The following is a 16145-nucleotide window of genomic DNA, read 5'->3' on the forward strand; positions in this document are numbered from 1 at the left end:
CGCCCCGTCAAGGCCCAAGGCTTGCCACATTCCTGCCCGGTTTGATCTGCCCGTCGTGCCCCAGGGGTTTCCGTGAGGGCAACAAATTCCATGTTTCGACCGGCGCGCCATCGCCTTGCAACCAATTGCGCGGGCCCGACAGCCGCCGCCCGTGATGGCGATTGTCGAAATTCGGGCCGACTGTTGCGTGTCGCGCGACAGTTGAGCGCCGCAGCGGCCACGGATCGGGAACAATCTCTTTGTCGAAAACGGGCCGAAATCGGGCAGCCGGACGGCGGATTGCCGCAATGCTGCAGATGCGAATTCGCGTGGCGCGCGGTGGTTTTTCAGGTCGGACAGGACGCGGGTCGTTCGCGCCCAATCGACGCCGGATCACCTTTGGGTTGAGCCTGGAAAGCTCCGTTGACTTGCAAGTGGTCTCCCGGCATATCTCTATAAGTAAGTACGAATTAAGGAAAAATTCTTCGATCCTTTCTGCGAGTGGGTGGCGCGCTGGATCGGAGGTCTCGTGAAGACGGGGTGAAGGGCCAAGGTCCCTGAACGCTGGAGTATCGGTCTTCGGACCCGGATGCCACTGCGGCATGCGACCCGGCAGGATGGGGCAACAATGTGGCCGCGCGGCATGACGGGCAGGGGAGACCCGCCGGAATGTGGCACGGGTACGGCGCAGATCTTTGTCGCAGCGGGTGATCCGGTTTCTTGGGGGAAGTCCACCGTGACCCTGAACATGCGCCAAGCCTATTCCTCGATGGAGTTCGAGCGGGTCGTCGACAGCGGCTTTTTCTCGGATGCCCATAACGCGGCCTACCGTGACATCCTCAAGCGGGCGCTCGACGTGGTGCTGGTGCTGCTGGTGGCGCTGCCGGTGCTGACCGTGGTCATGGCGCTGAGCCTGCTGATCGCCCGCGACGGCACCTCGCCCTTCTACTTCCAGGAACGGGTCGGCAAGAACGGCCGCACCTTCCGCATGTGGAAACTGCGCTCGATGGTGGCGAATGCCGACCAGCTGCTGGAAGAGTACCTGACGCGCAACCCGGCCGCCCGTCTGGAATGGGACCTGACGCAGAAGCTCAAGCACGATCCGCGCATCACGCCGATCGGCCGGCTGATCCGCAAGTCGTCGCTGGACGAGCTGCCGCAGCTCTTCAACGTGCTGCGCGGCGACATGTCCCTGGTGGGCCCCCGCCCGATGCTGCCCGAGCAGCGCCGCATCTACCCGGGCCTGGCCTATTACGCGCTGCGTCCGGGCATCACCGGGTTCTGGCAGACCTCTGTGCGCAACGAATCGAACTTCGCCGAGCGCGCCAAGTTCGACACCTCGTATTTCCGCGAGCTGTCGCTGGGCACCGACATCAAGGTCATCCTCAAGACCGTGCGCGTCGTGCTGCGCGGCACGGGCTACTGATCGCCGCCTGCCAAGGAAGAGTGTTCTGACGAACACTCTTCGGGGGACGGCGCGGGTCGACCGGGTCGGGGCGCCCGAAAAGTCTTTGTCAGAAGACTTTTCCCGCCCGGGCCCGCTGGGGCCGTCCGGCCAGCGCAGCCGATGTCACAGCGCCGCGCAAAATTCACCACGCGCGCGAATTTGAGGCCCCAAGCGGCGTTCCGGCTGTTAGGCTGCGCCAAAACCCGAGCAGTCCGCCCACCCGATGCCCAATGCTATCGCCTATCTCGTGCTGGCCCTCTGGCCGCTGGTGACCATTTTCATGTTCCGGAAATGGCCGCTGGAACGTGCGCTGATCTGGTCCCTGCTTGGCGCCTACCTGTTCCTGCCGCCGCCGCCCGCGGCCTTTGACTTTCCGCTGATGCCGCCGCTCGACAAGTCGAGCCTGCCCAGCCTGACCACCTTTGCCGTCGTGCTCTATCACATGCGCGACAAGGTCAGCCTGCTGCCGGCCTCGGGCCTTGGAAAGTTCTTGGTGGCGGTCTTCGTGCTGGTTCCGATCCTGACCGTGCTGACCAATGGAGAGGCCGTGGTCTGGGGCAACGTCTGGATCAAGCCGCTGGGCATCAAGGACATCCTGGCGCTGACCATCCTGCAGGCGATCACCCTGCTGCCCTTCCTCATGGCGCGGCAGATCCTGTCCAAGCCCGCGGCGCAGCGCGAATTGCTGGTGGCGCTGTTTGTCGGAGGGTTGATCTATTCGCTGCCCATGCTGGCCGAGGTGCGCCTGTCGCCGCAGCTCAACATCAAACTCTACGGCTATTTCCAGCACAACTGGCTGCAGATGGTGCGCGATGGCGGGTTCCGGCCCATCGTCTTCATGTACCACGGGCTCTGGGTCGCCTTCTTTGCCATGCAGGTCTTTGTCGCGGCGGTGATCCTGGCCCGCGTCGAGACCGAGCCGCGGCGCAAGGTGCTGTTCGCCGTGGCGGCGGTCTACCTGCTGGCCGTGCTGGTGCTGTGCAAGTCGCTGGGTGCGATCCTGTTCGCGGCGTTGCTGGCGCCGCTGGTGCTGTTCACCGGCCGCCGCTTCCAGCTGACGGTCGCGGCCACGCTGGCGATCCTTGCAATCACCTACCCGCTGTCGCGCGGCACCGGGCTGGTGCCCATCGACGCGATCGTGGACCTGGCCGCCAAGGTCAGCCCCGACCGCGCGCATTCGATCCAGTTCCGGTTCGACAACGAAGGCGTGCTGCTGGACCGCGCGGCGGAAAAGCCCTGGTTCGGCTGGGGCAGCTGGGGGCGCAACCACGTCTACAACCCGATCACCGGCGCCATCGAGACCGTCACCGACGGGCTTTGGATCATCGCCATCGGGGTCTTCGGCTGGGTCGGCTTCCTGGCGCAATTCGTGCTGATCGCCCTGCCGATCCTCTATCTGTGGCGTGAGAGCTTCAAGCGCCACGTCACCCCGCTGACGCCCTATGTCGGCCCGCTGGCGTTGATGCTGGGCGTGAACATGGCCGACATGATCCCCAACGCCACGCTGACACCGATCACCTGGTTCCTCTGCGGCGCGCTTTTGGGCTATGCCGAGGAACTGCGCGGCCAGCGCGTCACCCGCGCCCGGTCGGCCCCCTTGGGCTGGCGTTCGGTCATGTGATCGATGCCTTGCGATTTCCCCGTCCCTGCCGGGTTTCGGCCCGGTTTTCCCGCTATGCGAGGCCCTGATGGTTAATGATTTGCCGGGCAGGGGTGGCAGGTTGAAGGTTCTGGTCCTCGCGGACGAATGCAATCCCGAATGGCCGTCGCTTCCCATTGTCGGCTACAAGTATGCGCGCGAACTGGCCCAGCTGGTCGACGTGACGCTGGTCACCCATGTGCGCAACCGCGAGAACATCGAAAAGACCGATCACGGCCTCGACGTCGTCTACCTCGATACCGAGTGGATCGCGGGGCCGATGTTCCGCCTTGCGCGGCTTTTGCGCGGGGGAGAGGAGGTCGCCTGGTCGACCTCGATGATCATGAATTACCTGCCTTATCTCGCCTTCGAGCGTGCCGCGTGGAAACGCTTTCGCCGCGCGATCAGGGACGGCGAATTTGACATCGTCCACCGCATCACGCCGATGTCGCCGACCCTGCCGAGCTACATCTCGGTGAAAAGCCCGGTGCCCTTTGTCATCGGCCCGCTGAACGGCAACCTGCCCTGGCCCGCCGCCTTTGCCGCCGAGCAGAAGCGCGAGAAGGAGGGGCTGCGGCGGCTGCGCGATCTCTACAAGGTGCTGCCCTATGCCGGGCCGACCCAACGGCGCGCCTCGGCGGTGCTTTACGGGTTCGAGCATACACGCAAGGATCTGGGCGCGGTGCAGCCCGGCCGCCTCGTGTCCTTCCCCGAGATCGGCTACGACCCGGCGATCTTCCATGCGCGCGGCCGCAAGGCGGCGGGGGAGGGGCCGATGGAATTCCTCTATGCCGGCCGCCTCGTGCCCTACAAGCTGCCCGAGCTGGTGCTGCATGTCTTCGCCGGCTCGCCCGAGCTGCGGCGGCACCGCCTGCGCATCCTTGGCGACGGGCCGGAGAGGGCGCGGATGGAGGCGGTGATCGCCGAGCATGGCTTGCAGGACTGCGTGGCGATGGAGGGCCGCAAGAGCCAGGCGGAGGTGGCCGAGGCGATGCGGTCGGCCGATGTCTTCGTCTTCCCCTCGATCCGCGAACTGGGCGCGGGCGTGGTGATCGAGGCCATGGCCTGCGGCGCCCATTGCGCCGTGGTGGATTACGGTGCGCCGGGCGCGCTGGCCGGGGCGGGGCGGGGCAGCTGCGTGCCGCTCGGCCCCTTCGATGCGCTGGTGCAGGGCTTCCGCGCGGCGCTGGAGCGTTGCGCGGCGGACCGTGTGGCGACGGCGGAGGCGGCCGCGGCGGGGCGTGCCTATGCAGAGGCGGGCTTTCCCTGGGCCAAGAAGGGCGCGCGGACGCTGGCGATCTACAAGGCGTTGACCTCGGGCAGGTCGCTTGAGGGGCTCGGCTATGACTGAGCCCGGCGGGATCCAATTGTGCGCTTCCGCGCACTTTTATTCTGCAAGTGGAGAGGCCACGCGCCAAGCGGGCGGCAGCGCCGGTGGCGGCGTCGGGTGCCTCCGGCGGGAGTTTATTGGCAAGATGAACAAGGGATCAGCTTTGCGCATCCTTGCGGATGTCGCGGGCGGGGATGCCGGCCATGACCGCATGGGCGGGGACGTCGCGCGTGACCACCGCGTTGGCGCCGATGCTGGCGTGGTCGCCGATGGTCAGCGGGCCGATGATCTTGGCGCCCGCGCCGATGTCCACATGGCCGCCCAGGGTGCAGGGACCGGCGAGCGTGACCTGGTGGAAGATCATGCAGTTCGGGCCGATGACGCTGTCCGGGTGAATGATGATGCCGGTTGGGTGAGTCAGGCGCAGGCCGCCGGCGATCCGGGTGTTGAGGTGAATTTCCGACTGGGTCATGACGGACCAGAAGCGGTGGACCAGCACCCAGTATTTCGCGCTGATCCGCGCCAGGGGCCCCGAGCGGGCGCGGGCTGCCTGGTAGCGTCGGAGCGCGCGCAGGAGCTTGTTGCCAGGGTCCCAGACCGACCGCACCGCTTCGCGCGACCAGTCGGGGTCGGTGGCCGAGATGTCGGGGTCGGTCATGGGCTGCCTCCTGTCGCCCGAATTGGTAACGCGGGGCGCGCGGGGCGTCCAGCGGGGCGCGCCGCATGAACGCGCACCTCAGCTATCGGCCCGAGATCGACGGGCTGCGCGCCATCGCGGTGCTGTCGGTGGTGCTGTATCACTTCGGCCTGCCGGGCGTGCCCGGCGGCTTTGTCGGGGTGGACGTGTTCTTTGTCATCTCGGGGTTCCTGATCGGCGGGATCCTGTGGGGAGAGCTGAAGGACACCGGGCGCATCTCGCTGCCCGCCTTCTACGTGCGCCGCATCCGGCGGCTGTTCCCGGCGTTCTTCGTCATGGCGCTGGCCACGCTGGCGGTCGGCTGGGCCGTGCTGCTGCCTTACGATTTCCGTGAGCTGGGCAAGGCAGTGATCGCCGCGACGGTCTACCTGTCGAACGTGCTGTTTTACCGCGACGCGGGTTATTTCGACACCGGCGCCGAGGAAAAGGTGCTGCTGCACACCTGGTCGCTGTCGGTCGAGGAACAATTCTACCTTGTGCTGCCGCTGACCCTCCTGCTGCTGCGGCGCTGGCCGCGGCTGCTGCTGGGGGCGCTGATCGCGTTGTTCTTCGCCTCGCTTGCGGCTTGCGTGGCGCTGACGCCGCGTTCGCAGCCGGCGACCTTCTACCTGTTCCCGTTCCGCGCCTGGGAGCTGCTGGCAGGCGTGCTGCTGGCCATCATGGGGCGTGAGCGGCGGATCGAGTGGCGGGCGGGGCCGGTGCTGTCGTGGTTGGGGTTGGCGCTGATCCTGGTGTCGGTGGCGACGATCCCGGCGGGGCCGACCTTTCCCGGCGGGTTGGCGGCGCTGCCGGTGCTGGGGACCGTGCTGGTGATCCTGAACGGGCGCCATCCGAACGGAGTCAACGCGCTGCTGGCGCACTGCTATGCCCGCTGGATCGGGCTGATTTCCTATTCGCTCTACCTCTGGCACTGGCCCGTAGCCGTGCTGTCGCGCTACTGGCGCGGGGAATATGCCGGGCCGCTGGAAGTGGCGGGATGGATCGCGCTGAGTTTCGCGCTTGCCTGGGCGTCGTGGCGGTTCGTCGAGCGGCCGTTCCGCCGCTCCGCCGCGCGCAACTGGGGCATGGTGAGCGGCATGGTGCTGGGCTCGGGCGCGCTGCTGGGCGCGGGCGCGGTGCTCTTCCTGCGCGACGGGATGATCGACCGCTTCCCGCTGCCCGTGCGCACCCATATCGCCGCCTCGGCCGATTTCCTGCAGGATTGGTCGCGCTGCCATACCGACAGCGACGGCCCGCTGGCGGGGGTCGAGCAATGCCCGATCGGCCCCGAGGGCGCGCCCAAGGTGCTGATCTGGGGCGACAGCCATGTGCGCGCGGTCAAGGAAGGGCTGGAAGACCTTGCCTGGGACACCGGGACGCCCGGTCTGATCCTGTGGCACGCGGGCTGTCCGCCGATCTTTGGCGTGCTCAAGGTCGAAAGCGCGGCGACTCCGGCGCAGGATGCCGATTGTGCCCGCGACACCGAGACGATCCGCGATGCGTTGGGCACGATGGAAACCGTGCAACACGTGCTGCTGGTCGGCCGCTGGGCCTATTACGCGACGGGCGCGGGCGTCGGCCTTGACCGTCACAACCGGATTGAGCTTTATCCCGTGCCCGACGGCCCGCTGCCGCGCGTGCGCCAGGACGAGCTGCTGATGGAGGGGCTGGCGCTGACCGCGCTGGAACTGGGCGCGGCCTTCGATCAGGTCTTCCTGCTGCGCCAGGTGCCCGAGATGCCGCGCTACAACAGCCGGCTGGTGGCGCGAGAGATGGCGCATGGGCGGCTCGAGGAGGGCACCGACGCGATGCGGCTGCGCGTGCGGGTCACGGGGGCCGAGCTCGAGGCGCGCTCGGGTCCGCTCGAGGCGGCGATGGTGCGGATGCAGGAGGCCGGGCGGCTGACGCTGATCGACACCTGGCCGACCTTCTGCAAGGCCGAGTATTGCACCGCCATGCCACAAGGCGCGTCCTGGTATTTCGACGGCAACCACGTGACCAACAGCGGGGCGCGGGCGCTGATCCCGGCGCTGCGGCCGGTCTTCGCGGGGCTGGAATGACCCTGCCTGATGGCATCGCGGGCCGGACCTTGGACGTGATCGTCATCGGCGCCGGCATGGGCGGCGGCCTGGCCGCGCGGGCTTTGGCCGAGGCGGGGCTTGACGTGCTGATCTTGGAAAAGGGCCGGGCGGGGCTGCGCAGCGAACGGCAGGACCTGTCGCCCGCCGTCTTCGACCCGGTCGCGCGGACGGTGCGCGGCTATTGGCCCGATCCGGTGCGCGCGCGGGTCGACGGGCGGGAGGCCGAGGTCTTTGCGCCGCTGGGCATGGGGGTCGGCGGGTCCTCGGTCTTTTACGCGGCGACGCTCGAGCGGCCCGAGCGGCATGACCTCGACCACAGCGAGGCCCGCCCGCATCCCACGGGCGGCTGGCCGATCCGCTACGACGAATTCGCGCCCTGGCTCGGGCGGGCTGAAACGCTGCTCAAGATCCACGGCACGCCCGACCCGCTGTCGGCTGAGACGGCCGCGTTGCGCGACCCGCCCCCGGCCGATCCCGGCGATGCGCGGCTGATCGACCGGATGACAGCCCATGGCCTGCATCCCTACCGCGCGCACATGGCCGTGGCGCACCTGCCCGGATGCCTCGATTGCATGGGGCGCAAATGCCCGCGGCCCTGCAAGATGGATGGCCGCTCGGCCGGGGTCGAGCCGGCCCTGGCCACCGGCCATGCCGCCTTGCTGACCGAGTGCGACGTGCAGGCGCTGCGGGGCACGGAGGGGACGGTCACCGGGCTGGACGTCCGGCGGTACGGCGAGACCCACCGTCTCTCCGCCCGCGCCTATGTCCTTGCCGCCGGGGCGCTGAGCTCGCCGCGCCTGCTGCTGGCCTCGACCGACTGGGCGGGCGGGGCGGCGAATGGCTCGGGCCTTGTCGGGCGGGGCCTGATGTTTCACCTCAACGAGATGTTCGCGCTTTGGCCGCGCGGTGCCACCACCGGCCCGTCGCGCGGCATCTCGCTCCGCGATCTATACTGGCAGGACGGGCAGCGCTGGGGCACGATCCAGTCGATGGGGGTCGAGGCGGGCTATGGCGAGATCCTGCATTACCTGCGCCAGATGCTTGCCCGCAGCCGCTGGGACGGCCGCGCCGCGCGCGAGGCCGCCCGCCTGCCGGCGGCGCTGGCCGCACGGATGCTGGGGCGGGCCAAGGTCTTTGTCGGCCTGATGGAGGACCTGCCCTACGACGACAACCGCGTGACGCTGGACCCCTCGGCGCCGGATCGGATCACCTTCGACTACACCCTGCCCGAGGAATTGCTGACCCGCCGCCGCGCCTATCGACGCGCGATCCGGCGGGCGATGCGGGGGCAGCGGATGGCCTTCCTGACGCGCGGGCCGGAACTGAACTTCGGCCACCCCTCGGGTACGCTCCGCTTCGGTGCGGACCCGGCGACATCGGTGCTGAACGCGGACTGCCGGGCGCATGGGCTGGGCAACCTCTGGGTGGCGGATGCGTCCTTCATGCCCACGTCGATGGGCACCAACCCGAGCCTCACCATCGCCGCCAATGCGCTGCGCGTGGGCGGCGTCGTGGCGCGCGAAATCAAGGAGGGGCGGATATGAGCGATCCATTCGTGCTGGTCACCGGGGCGGGCGGCGGTCTGGGCCGTGCCCTCAGCCGCGCGTTGCTGGCGCGGGGCGCGCGTGTCGCGGGGCTGGGGCGGAATGCGGCGGCCTTGGCCGAGACGGGGCAGGGGGGCGACCGCTTCCATGCGCTGATCGCCGACGTGGCGGATGCGCAAGCCGTGCGCGATGCGGTGGCAGAGGCCGAAGCCATCGCCCCGCTCACCACGCTGATCAACAACGCCGCCGTCTATCCCCGCCGCGATTTCCTCGACGAGACGGGCGAGAGCTTCATGGCGACAGTGGCCACCAACCTCGGCGGGCCGGTGAACTGCGCCCGCGCGGTGCTGGGCCCGATGACGGAACGCGGGCGGGGCCGGATCCTGAACGTGTCGACCTTTGCCGACGTGGCTCCGCTGCCCGCGTCCTCGGCCTATGCCGTGTCCAAGGGGGCGCAGCGCATCCTGACGCGGGCGTTGATTGCGGATATCTGCGACCGGTTCCCCGAGATCGTGATCAACGACTGGATGCCGGGGATGCTTGCGACGCGCATGGGGATCAAGGATGGCCTGCCGCCCGAAACGGCCGCCGCATGGGGCGCCGAGCTGGCGCTGATGACCGACGCCAGCCTCACCGGCACGATCTTCGAGCAGAACCGCGAAGTGCCGCCGCCCCGGTCGCTGAAAGGCCGGATCCGCGACCGGCTGCTGGGGCGCAAGCAGGCGCTGCGGGTGCTGGGCTGACGGGTCCCGTCACCCCATCTGAAGACGTTCAAACAGGCTCACGTGGCCGGGGCTGGTGCCCTGCGCCGCGTCCTCGTGCCGCTCGAGCCGGGCGCGCACGCGGGCGCGCTTTTCCTGCCGGCGGGCGCGGTTCAGCATCAGGTTCACGGTGCGAAAGCCCCATTCGGGGTGCTGCGCGCTGACCGAGACCAGCACCTGTTCGGCCAGGCGCCAATGGCCGGCCTCGATGGCGCGGGTCAGCAGGCGCCGCACGTAGGACGGCTTGTCATGCCGCGCCCGCAGCTGTGCCGAGAGCTCGGCCCGGTCGAACCGGTCCTCGAGCACCGCCTCGGCGACCTGCGACACGAGGCCCGGCTGGCCCAGGGCCAGCGGCACCGGGTGGCCGGTGCCCGGCAGGCGGATCAGCTCGGCCGCCGGGCCTGCGAGGGCGCGGGCCGCATCGCGGTCCTCGGGCATCATCGGGTCGTAGAACACCTGCGCCCGGGCCGCCCGCGCCGCCCCGGCCTGCGGGTCGGCATAGCGGCTGGCGCTGATCCCCGGCGCGCTGCGGCGCGGGCCGAAGGCGGCCACCCGGCAGCCCGGTACCGTCCGTGCATAGCGCAAAGCGGCCTCGGCGCCGGTGCCGGAGCCGATAAAAAGCACATCCTGGAACTGGTCGAAGAACCGGCAATCGAGCAACTGGTCAAAGCAGGTGTCGACATCGACATGGCGAAACCCGTCCTCGGCCCCGGTCATCGCCAGCGCCAGGTGCGATAGCCCCAGCCGGTCGAAATGATCATGGCCCCAGGGCGCGCGCATCGCCTCGGCCGGGTCCGAGACCTCGGCGTCGAAACTGACGACCAGGCGCCGTCCGCGGGGATGGAACACCGCCATGTGGTCGGTCATGCGGTGGTAGAACCCGGTGGCCTCCGCCATGTCGGAGATCGCCTCTGCCCTTTGCGACGATTGCATGTCTTGTCTTCCTGCCTTGCTTCTGTCCCTCAACGGATCGGCCGGCGCTCGCAGATCCGTTAACAATCGTTAATAGCGGTCAAGAATGTCGCGATTAGGGCGGCAATGGGACCATTCTCCCGTTAACGAATTCCCCATTCCGCCATGTTTCCATGCCCCCGGACGGACCATTTCAGCATGGGTGCCGACAGCATGGCGACATACACGATCGCCGGGTACGATGTGAACGACGTGGTGATCGTCTCCGGCGCCGATCCCTTTGCGGATTTCAACGATGCCACGCCGGCGGCGATCGGCACGGTGTTCTATGTCACGAACGATCCCGATCAGATCACCGTGACCGACAGCGACACGCTCTTCGACGAAACCGACGGCGACCAGGAGGTCGCCTTTGACACATCGCAGAACAGCGGCACCGCTTCGGCCGGGACCAATATCGACCCGGAATACACCTACGTGGTACGGCCGCCGGGCGGCAACCCGGACGGGTCGGACGATTTCCGGATCCATGCCTACGAGATGGGGATCGGCCCCGGCGCGGACGGTTTCGTCACCGAGCTCAAGCTGCTGCCGGGCCAGCATTACACCATCATCTCGATCGCCTCGGAAAGCCCCGAGCCGAGCTATGCCTCGCTTTACGTCTGCTTCACGCCGGGCACGCGCATCGGCGTCGCGCGCGGGGCCGTCCCGGTCGAGGCGCTGGGCCCCGGCGACCTGGTGCGCACCGCCGATGCCGGGCTGGTGCCGATCCGCTGGGCGGGCGCCCGCTGGCTGGGTCGGCGCGTGCTGCGGGACCGGCCCGAGCTGGCGCCGGTGCGGATCGCCGCCGGGGCGCTGGGGCAGGGGCTGCCGCTGCGCCCGCTGACGCTGTCGCCGCAGCACCGCGTCCTGCTGCGCTCTCCGCTGGTGGCGGCGGCAACGGGCCGGCCCGAGGCGCTGCTGCCCGCCCATGCGCTGACCGGGCTGCGCGGCATCCGCCGGCGCCCCGGGCTGCAATCGGTCTGCTACCTGCACCTGCTGCTGCCCGCCCACCATGTGATCGAGGCCGAAGGCGCCCCGGTCGAAAGCCTGCTGCTGGGCGACCTGGCCCGCGATGCGCTGACCGAAACCCACGGCGCCGAGCTGGCCGGGCTGCGCCTGCCGTCGATGAAACCGGCGCGCCCGCTGATTGAAGGCCGCGCGGCGCGCGATCTGGTGCGGCGGCACCGGCGCGACGGGTTGCCGCTGCTGTCGCCGGCCCCCTTGGCCAGCCGTCCTGCCTCGGTCTAGCTTTCGGCCAGCACAACCGGGCAGGGGGCCGCATGCCACATTCGTTTTCCGTTCACGTCTATTACGAGGACACCGATCTTGCCGGGATCGTCTACTACGCCAATTACCTGCGCTTCATCGAACGGGCGCGGACCGAATGGATCCGCACGCTGGGCGTTGACCAGACCCGGATGAAGGCGGACGAGGGCATTGTCTTTGCCGTCCGCCGGGTCGAGGCGGATTACCTCGCCCCCGCGAAATTCGACGACGAGCTGGTGGTGACCACGGCCGTGGAACAGACCACCGGCGCGCGGATCGTGCTGCGCCAGGACGTGACCCGCGCCGGAGAGGCGCTGTTTTCCGCCCTCGTGACCATCGTCGCGCTGCATGAAACCGGCCACCCGGCGCGTCTGCCAGCGAATATTCGCCGCCTGGTGCACTAGCGCGCGCTTTTCCCCGAGCGGAAAGGCGCCGAAACCGTAGCGCTCTGCTGTTTAATCCTCTATCATCTTCCTTAATCAGGCCGCAAAGAACGGCCCGGACACGAGAAGAGCAGGCTTATGGAAACGGAAACCCTTGCGCTGGCGCAGGAGATTGATTTCTCCATGTGGGCGCTTTTCGCGCGTGCGACCCTGACGGTGAAACTGGTGATGCTGATGCTGCTCATCGCCTCGTTCTGGTCGTGGTCGATCATCATCCAGAAATTCACCAGCTATCGCGCCGCCCGGCGCGAGGCGGCGGCCTTTGACCGGGCCTTCTGGTCGGGCAACCCGCTGGACGAGCTGTTCGAGCAGATCGGCGCCGACCCGGATGGCCGGTCTGAACGGGTCTTTGCCAGCGGAATGGTCGAATGGCGGCGGTCGCACCGCACGGATGGCGGGCTGATCCCGGGCGCCACCTCGCGGATCGACCGCAGCATGGATGTCGCCATCGCGAAAGAGGCCGAGAGCCTGCAGAAGGGCCTGCCGGTGCTGGCCACGGTCGGTTCGACCGCGCCCTTCGTCGGGCTCTTTGGCACGGTCTGGGGCATCATGCATGCCTTCATCGAGATCGCGGCGCAGCAGAACACCAACCTCGCCGTCGTGGCGCCCGGCATCGCCGAGGCGCTGCTGGCGACCGGCCTGGGCCTGCTGGCCGCCATCCCGGCGGTGATCTTCTACAACAAGTTCTCGGCCGATTCGGACCGCATCATCTCGGGCTACGAGGCCTTTGCCGACGAATTCTCCACCCTCCTGTCGCGCCAGCTGGACGCCTGAGCGATGGGGGCGGGTGTCATGAAATCAGGCGGGGGCGGCGGCAACCGCCGGCGCCGTCGCAGGGCCAGCCGGGGCGGGCAGCCCATGTCCGAGATCAACGTCACGCCCTTTGTCGACGTCATGCTGGTGCTGCTGATCATCTTCATGGTCGCAGCCCCGCTGCTGACCGTCGGCGTGCCGGTCGAGCTGCCGCGCACTGCCGCAACCGCGCTGCCGTCGGAACCCGAAGAGCCGCTGACCGTGACCATCACGGCCGAGGGCATCGTGCTGATCCAGACCACCGAGACGCCCGTCGACCAGTTGGTCTCGCGCCTGCGCGGCATCGCGGCCGAGCGCAGCAGCGACCGGGTCTACCTGCGCGCCGACGGGGCGATTCCTTACGAGCTGGTCGTGCAGGTCATGGGCGCGCTGAACGCGGGCGGCTTTTCGAACATCGGTCTCGTGACCGACATCGGGGGCCCGACGCTGGACGGGTCGGACGGCTGAGGCTGCCATGCACGCGGGTCATTATATCTCGGGCGCGGGGCACCTCGCGCTGATCGGATGGGCGCTTTTCGGCGGGATGTTCCTGCCCGAAGAGCTGCCCGCGCCGGTGACGGAGGTGTCGATGATCTCGCCCGAGGACTTCGCGGCGCTGACCCAGGGCGTGGATGCGCCGGCGATCGCGCCCGAGATCGTCGAGCCCGAGGCGCCGGCCACCGAGCCGGAGGCCGACCCGACCCCGCCCACGCCCGAACCCGAGGCGCGCCCCGAGCCCACGCCGCAGCCGGTCGAGACGCCCGCGCCCGAGGCGCCGGATGCGCCGCCGCAGGTCTTGCCCGAGCCGGTGCCGCCGGCCGTGGTGCAGGACACGCCGCCCGACCCGGCCCCGCAGCCCAGCGAGGACGTGGCCATCGTGCTGCCCGAGCGCACGCCGCGCCCGCAGCCGCGCCCGGCCGAGCGCGTGGCGCCCGAGCCCATCGTGCAGCCCGACCCGACGCCAGACACCGCGCCCGAGGTGCAGCCCGAGACCGCGCCCGAGGAGGCGCCCGAACTGCCGCAGCCCGAGCAGGACAGCGCCGCGCCCGAAGAAGCGACCACCGAGATCGTGACCGAGGCCGAGCAGCCCTCGGGCGCGCCGGAACGTTCGTCTCGTCCGCGCACCCGGCCCGAACGGACCGCCGCCGCGCCCGAGACACCGGCCCCGACACCGACACCAACGCCTGCGCCCACGCGCGAGACGCCGCCCGAGCCCGCCGCGGACCCTCTGGCCGCCGCGCTGGCCGAGGCCTCCAGCGGCAACGGCACCGGCGAGACCGAGCGCGTCGCCGCCGGCCCGCCGCTCAGCCGTGGCGAAAGGGAGGCGCTGCGCCTGGCCGTGCAGGCCTGCTGGGTGGTGGACGTGGGCAGCCAGGCGGCCAACGTGACGGTCGTGGTGGGCATGAACATGAACCGCGACGGCACGGTCGCCGGCGACATCCGGCTGCTGAGTTCCGAGGGCGGCGACCAGGCGGCGGTGCAGACCGCCTTCCAGGCCGCGCGCCGGGCGGTGCTGCGCTGCCAGCAGGGCGGCTACGACCTGCCGGCCGACAAGTATGACCAGTGGCGCGAGATCGAGATGACCTTCAACCCCGAGAGCATGAGGCTGAGATGATGGAACGACGATGTTTTCCCGGCTTCGTTTCCGGTACCCTCATCGCGCCGAAGGCGCGTCGCCTCATCGCGCCAAAGGCGTGTCGCCTCATCGCGCCAAAGGCGTGTCGCCTCATCGCGCCAAAGGCGTGTCGCCACATCGCGCCAAAGGCGCGTCGCCACATCGCGCCTGATGGCGCGCCCCGGACCTCAAGGATGGGATCCAGCCCTATGTTGACCAGACTTCTGACCACTGTCCTTTTCGCCCTGATCGCCGCGCTGATGCTGGCCGCCCCGGCCCGCGCCCAATCCGGCCCGCTGCGGATCGAGATCACCGAGGGCGTGATCGAACCGCTGCCCTTTGCCGTGCCCGATTTCGTCCCCGAAGGCGGGACGGACGCGGCGAGCTGGGGCGCACGGCTGGCGCGGGTGGTGTCCGAGGACCTCGTCGGCACGGGCCTCTTCCGCGAACTGCCGTCCAGCGCCTATATCAGCGGCATCACCTCCTTCAGCAGCCCCGTGCAATTTGCCGACTGGAAGGCGATCAACGCCCAGGCGCTGATCACCGGGGCCGTCACCGTGCAGGGCAACCAGCTGGTGGTGAAGTTCCGCATCTACGATGTCTTCGCCGGGACCGAGCTGGGCTCGGGCCTGCAATTCGTCGGCACCACGGACGGCTGGCGGCGCATGGCGCACAAGGTGGCCGACCAGGTCTATGCCCGCATCACCGGCGAGGGCGGCTATTTTGACAGCCGCGTGGTGTTCGTCAGCGAAACCGGGCCCAAGGACGACCGCAAGAAACGCCTCGCCATCATGGATTACGACGGCGAGAACGTGCAGTACCTGACCGACAGTTCGTCGATCGTGCTGGCGCCGCGGTTCTCGCCCACCGGCGACCGGGTGCTTTACACCTCGTACGAGACCGGCTTTCCGCGCATCTACGTGCTCGACGTGGGCTCGGTGCAGCGGAGGGTGCTGGAAAGTGGCCAGGGCACGATGAGCTTTGCGCCGCGCTTTTCGCCCGACGGGCAGACGGTGCTGTTCTCGCTGACCACGGGCAACAACACCGACATCTACGCCATGTCCGTCTCGGGCGGGGGCATGACGCGCCTCACCTCGGCCCCGTCGATCGAGACCGCGCCCAGCTTTTCGCCCGACGGCTCGCGCATCGTCTTCGAAAGCGACCGGTCGGGGACGCAGCAGCTGTATATCATGCCCGTCTCGGGTGGAGAGCCGCAGCGCATCAGCTTTGGCCAGGGCCGCTATGGAACGCCCGTGTGGTCCCCGCGCGGGGACATGATCGCGTTCACCAAGCAGGCGCAGGGCCGGTTCCATATCGGCGTGATGCGCACCGATGGTTCGGAAGAGCGGCTGCTGACCGCCTCCTTCCTCGACGAGGGCCCGACCTGGGCACCGAACGGCCGCGTCATCATGTTCACCCGCGAGACGCAGGGCGCGAACGGCGCGGCCAGTTTGTATTCGGTGGATATCTCGGGGCGGAACCTCAAGCGGGTGCGCACGCCCAGCGGGGCCTCGGACCCCAGCTGGGGGCCTTTGCAGAACTGATCAGAAAAGGGCGGGGAAGACTCCGCCCGTTTCGTTTGACGGCTGCGGGCGATCCAGCTGGTCCCTGCCGCGCC

General features: G+C 68.9%; 14 protein-coding genes. 12 read left to right on the forward strand and 2 right to left on the reverse strand.

Annotated elements, in window-relative coordinates; translation table 11 throughout:
- Positions 1-715: 715 nt before the first annotated feature.
- The 3 genes from MF270_RS00110 to MF270_RS00120 all read left to right on the forward strand — a co-directional run bounded on the left by MF270_RS00110 (position 716) and on the right by MF270_RS00120 (position 4416).
- A complete protein-coding gene (locus MF270_RS00110) occupies positions 716-1405 on the forward strand; it encodes a sugar transferase (protein ID WP_238363813.1) in 690 nt (229 codons plus the stop codon).
- 244 nt (positions 1406-1649) lie between these two features.
- Complete coding sequence (locus MF270_RS00115) at positions 1650-3047, forward strand: hypothetical protein (protein WP_238363814.1); 1398 nt, start codon at positions 1650-1652, stop codon at positions 3045-3047.
- Positions 3048-3147: 100 nt separating this feature from the next.
- The gene (locus MF270_RS00120) at positions 3148-4416 is read left to right on the forward strand and encodes a glycosyltransferase (protein ID WP_238363815.1); all 1269 of its coding nucleotides are present in this window, start codon (positions 3148-3150) and stop codon (positions 4414-4416) included.
- 136 nt (positions 4417-4552) lie between these two features.
- Here the strand turns inward: MF270_RS00120 and MF270_RS00125 are convergent, their stop codons facing one another.
- A complete protein-coding gene (locus tag MF270_RS00125) occupies positions 4553-5053 on the reverse strand; it encodes a serine O-acetyltransferase (protein WP_238363816.1) in 501 nt (166 codons plus the stop codon).
- Positions 5054-5118: 65 nt separating this feature from the next.
- Here MF270_RS00125 and MF270_RS00130 point away from each other — a divergent pair, with 65 nt between their 5' ends.
- The 3 genes from MF270_RS00130 to MF270_RS00140 are packed head-to-tail and all read left to right on the forward strand — an operon-like array spanning position 5119 to position 9439.
- Positions 5119-7131 (forward strand): acyltransferase family protein, encoded by a 2013-nt coding sequence (locus MF270_RS00130; protein WP_238363817.1) that lies wholly within the window; start codon positions 5119-5121, stop codon positions 7129-7131.
- The gene (locus MF270_RS00135) at positions 7128-8696 is read left to right on the forward strand and encodes a GMC oxidoreductase (RefSeq protein WP_238363818.1); all 1569 of its coding nucleotides are present in this window, start codon (positions 7128-7130) and stop codon (positions 8694-8696) included. Before MF270_RS00130 ends, MF270_RS00135 begins: the two co-directional genes overlap by 4 nt.
- On the forward strand, positions 8693-9439 hold the full coding sequence (locus MF270_RS00140; RefSeq protein ID WP_238363819.1) for an SDR family NAD(P)-dependent oxidoreductase: 747 nt from the start codon (positions 8693-8695) through the stop codon (positions 9437-9439). Before MF270_RS00135 ends, MF270_RS00140 begins: the two co-directional genes overlap by 4 nt.
- Positions 9440-9448: 9 nt before the next feature.
- Here MF270_RS00140 and MF270_RS00145 read toward each other — a convergent pair whose 3' ends face one another.
- Entirely contained in the window at positions 9449-10390 is a 942-nt protein-coding gene (locus MF270_RS00145; RefSeq protein WP_238363820.1) for a hypothetical protein, read from the reverse strand.
- 192 nt (positions 10391-10582) lie between these two features.
- On the opposite strand from MF270_RS00145, the gene MF270_RS00150 reads away from it, so the two are divergent.
- The 6 genes from MF270_RS00150 (at position 10583) to tolB (ending at position 16071) form a co-directional block, all read left to right on the forward strand.
- Positions 10583-11659, forward strand: a complete 1077-nt coding sequence (locus MF270_RS00150) for a Hint domain-containing protein (RefSeq protein WP_238363821.1) — start codon at positions 10583-10585, stop codon at positions 11657-11659.
- A gap of 32 nt (positions 11660-11691) precedes the next feature.
- Positions 11692-12081, forward strand: a complete 390-nt coding sequence (ybgC, locus tag MF270_RS00155; protein WP_238363822.1) for a tol-pal system-associated acyl-CoA thioesterase — start codon at positions 11692-11694, stop codon at positions 12079-12081.
- A gap of 117 nt (positions 12082-12198) precedes the next feature.
- Positions 12199-12894: a protein TolQ gene (gene tolQ / locus MF270_RS00160; RefSeq protein ID WP_238363823.1), complete on the forward strand. Its 696-nt coding sequence runs from the start codon at positions 12199-12201 to the stop codon at positions 12892-12894.
- Positions 12895-12897: 3 nt separating this feature from the next.
- Positions 12898-13380: a protein TolR gene (gene tolR / locus MF270_RS00165; protein WP_238363824.1), complete on the forward strand. Its 483-nt coding sequence runs from the start codon at positions 12898-12900 to the stop codon at positions 13378-13380.
- Positions 13381-13387: 7 nt separating this feature from the next.
- Positions 13388-14527: a cell envelope biogenesis protein TolA gene (locus MF270_RS00170; protein WP_238363825.1), complete on the forward strand. Its 1140-nt coding sequence runs from the start codon at positions 13388-13390 to the stop codon at positions 14525-14527.
- 209 nt (positions 14528-14736) lie between these two features.
- Positions 14737-16071: a Tol-Pal system beta propeller repeat protein TolB gene (gene tolB, locus MF270_RS00175; protein ID WP_238363826.1), complete on the forward strand. Its 1335-nt coding sequence runs from the start codon at positions 14737-14739 to the stop codon at positions 16069-16071.
- Positions 16072-16145 lie beyond the last annotated feature (74 nt).

The sequence above is a fragment of the Mesobacterium pallidum genome (genome assembly GCF_019966535.1).
Taxonomy (GTDB): domain Bacteria; phylum Pseudomonadota; class Alphaproteobacteria; order Rhodobacterales; family Rhodobacteraceae; genus Mesobacterium; species Mesobacterium pallidum.

Excerpts from the sequence above, each read along its gene's own strand:
- MF270_RS00115 (WP_238363814.1), top strand. The coding sequence starts at position 1,650 with ATGCCCAATGCTATCGCCTATCTCGTGCTGGCCCTCTGGCCGCTGGTG.
- MF270_RS00125 (WP_238363816.1), bottom strand. The coding sequence starts at position 5,053 with ATGACCGACCCCGACATCTCGGCCACCGACCCCGACTGGTCGCGCGAA.
- MF270_RS00130 (WP_238363817.1), top strand. The coding sequence starts at position 5,119 with ATGAACGCGCACCTCAGCTATCGGCCCGAGATCGACGGGCTGCGCGCC.
- MF270_RS00135 (WP_238363818.1), top strand. The coding sequence starts at position 7,128 with ATGACCCTGCCTGATGGCATCGCGGGCCGGACCTTGGACGTGATCGTC.
- MF270_RS00140 (WP_238363819.1), top strand. The coding sequence starts at position 8,693 with ATGAGCGATCCATTCGTGCTGGTCACCGGGGCGGGCGGCGGTCTGGGC.
- MF270_RS00145 (WP_238363820.1), bottom strand. The coding sequence starts at position 10,390 with ATGCAATCGTCGCAAAGGGCAGAGGCGATCTCCGACATGGCGGAGGCC.
- MF270_RS00150 (WP_238363821.1), top strand. The coding sequence starts at position 10,583 with ATGGCGACATACACGATCGCCGGGTACGATGTGAACGACGTGGTGATC.
- ybgC (WP_238363822.1), top strand. The coding sequence starts at position 11,692 with ATGCCACATTCGTTTTCCGTTCACGTCTATTACGAGGACACCGATCTT.
- tolQ (WP_238363823.1), top strand. The coding sequence starts at position 12,199 with ATGGAAACGGAAACCCTTGCGCTGGCGCAGGAGATTGATTTCTCCATG.
- tolR (WP_238363824.1), top strand. The coding sequence starts at position 12,898 with ATGGGGGCGGGTGTCATGAAATCAGGCGGGGGCGGCGGCAACCGCCGG.
- MF270_RS00170 (WP_238363825.1), top strand. The coding sequence starts at position 13,388 with ATGCACGCGGGTCATTATATCTCGGGCGCGGGGCACCTCGCGCTGATC.
- tolB (WP_238363826.1), top strand. The coding sequence starts at position 14,737 with ATGTTGACCAGACTTCTGACCACTGTCCTTTTCGCCCTGATCGCCGCG.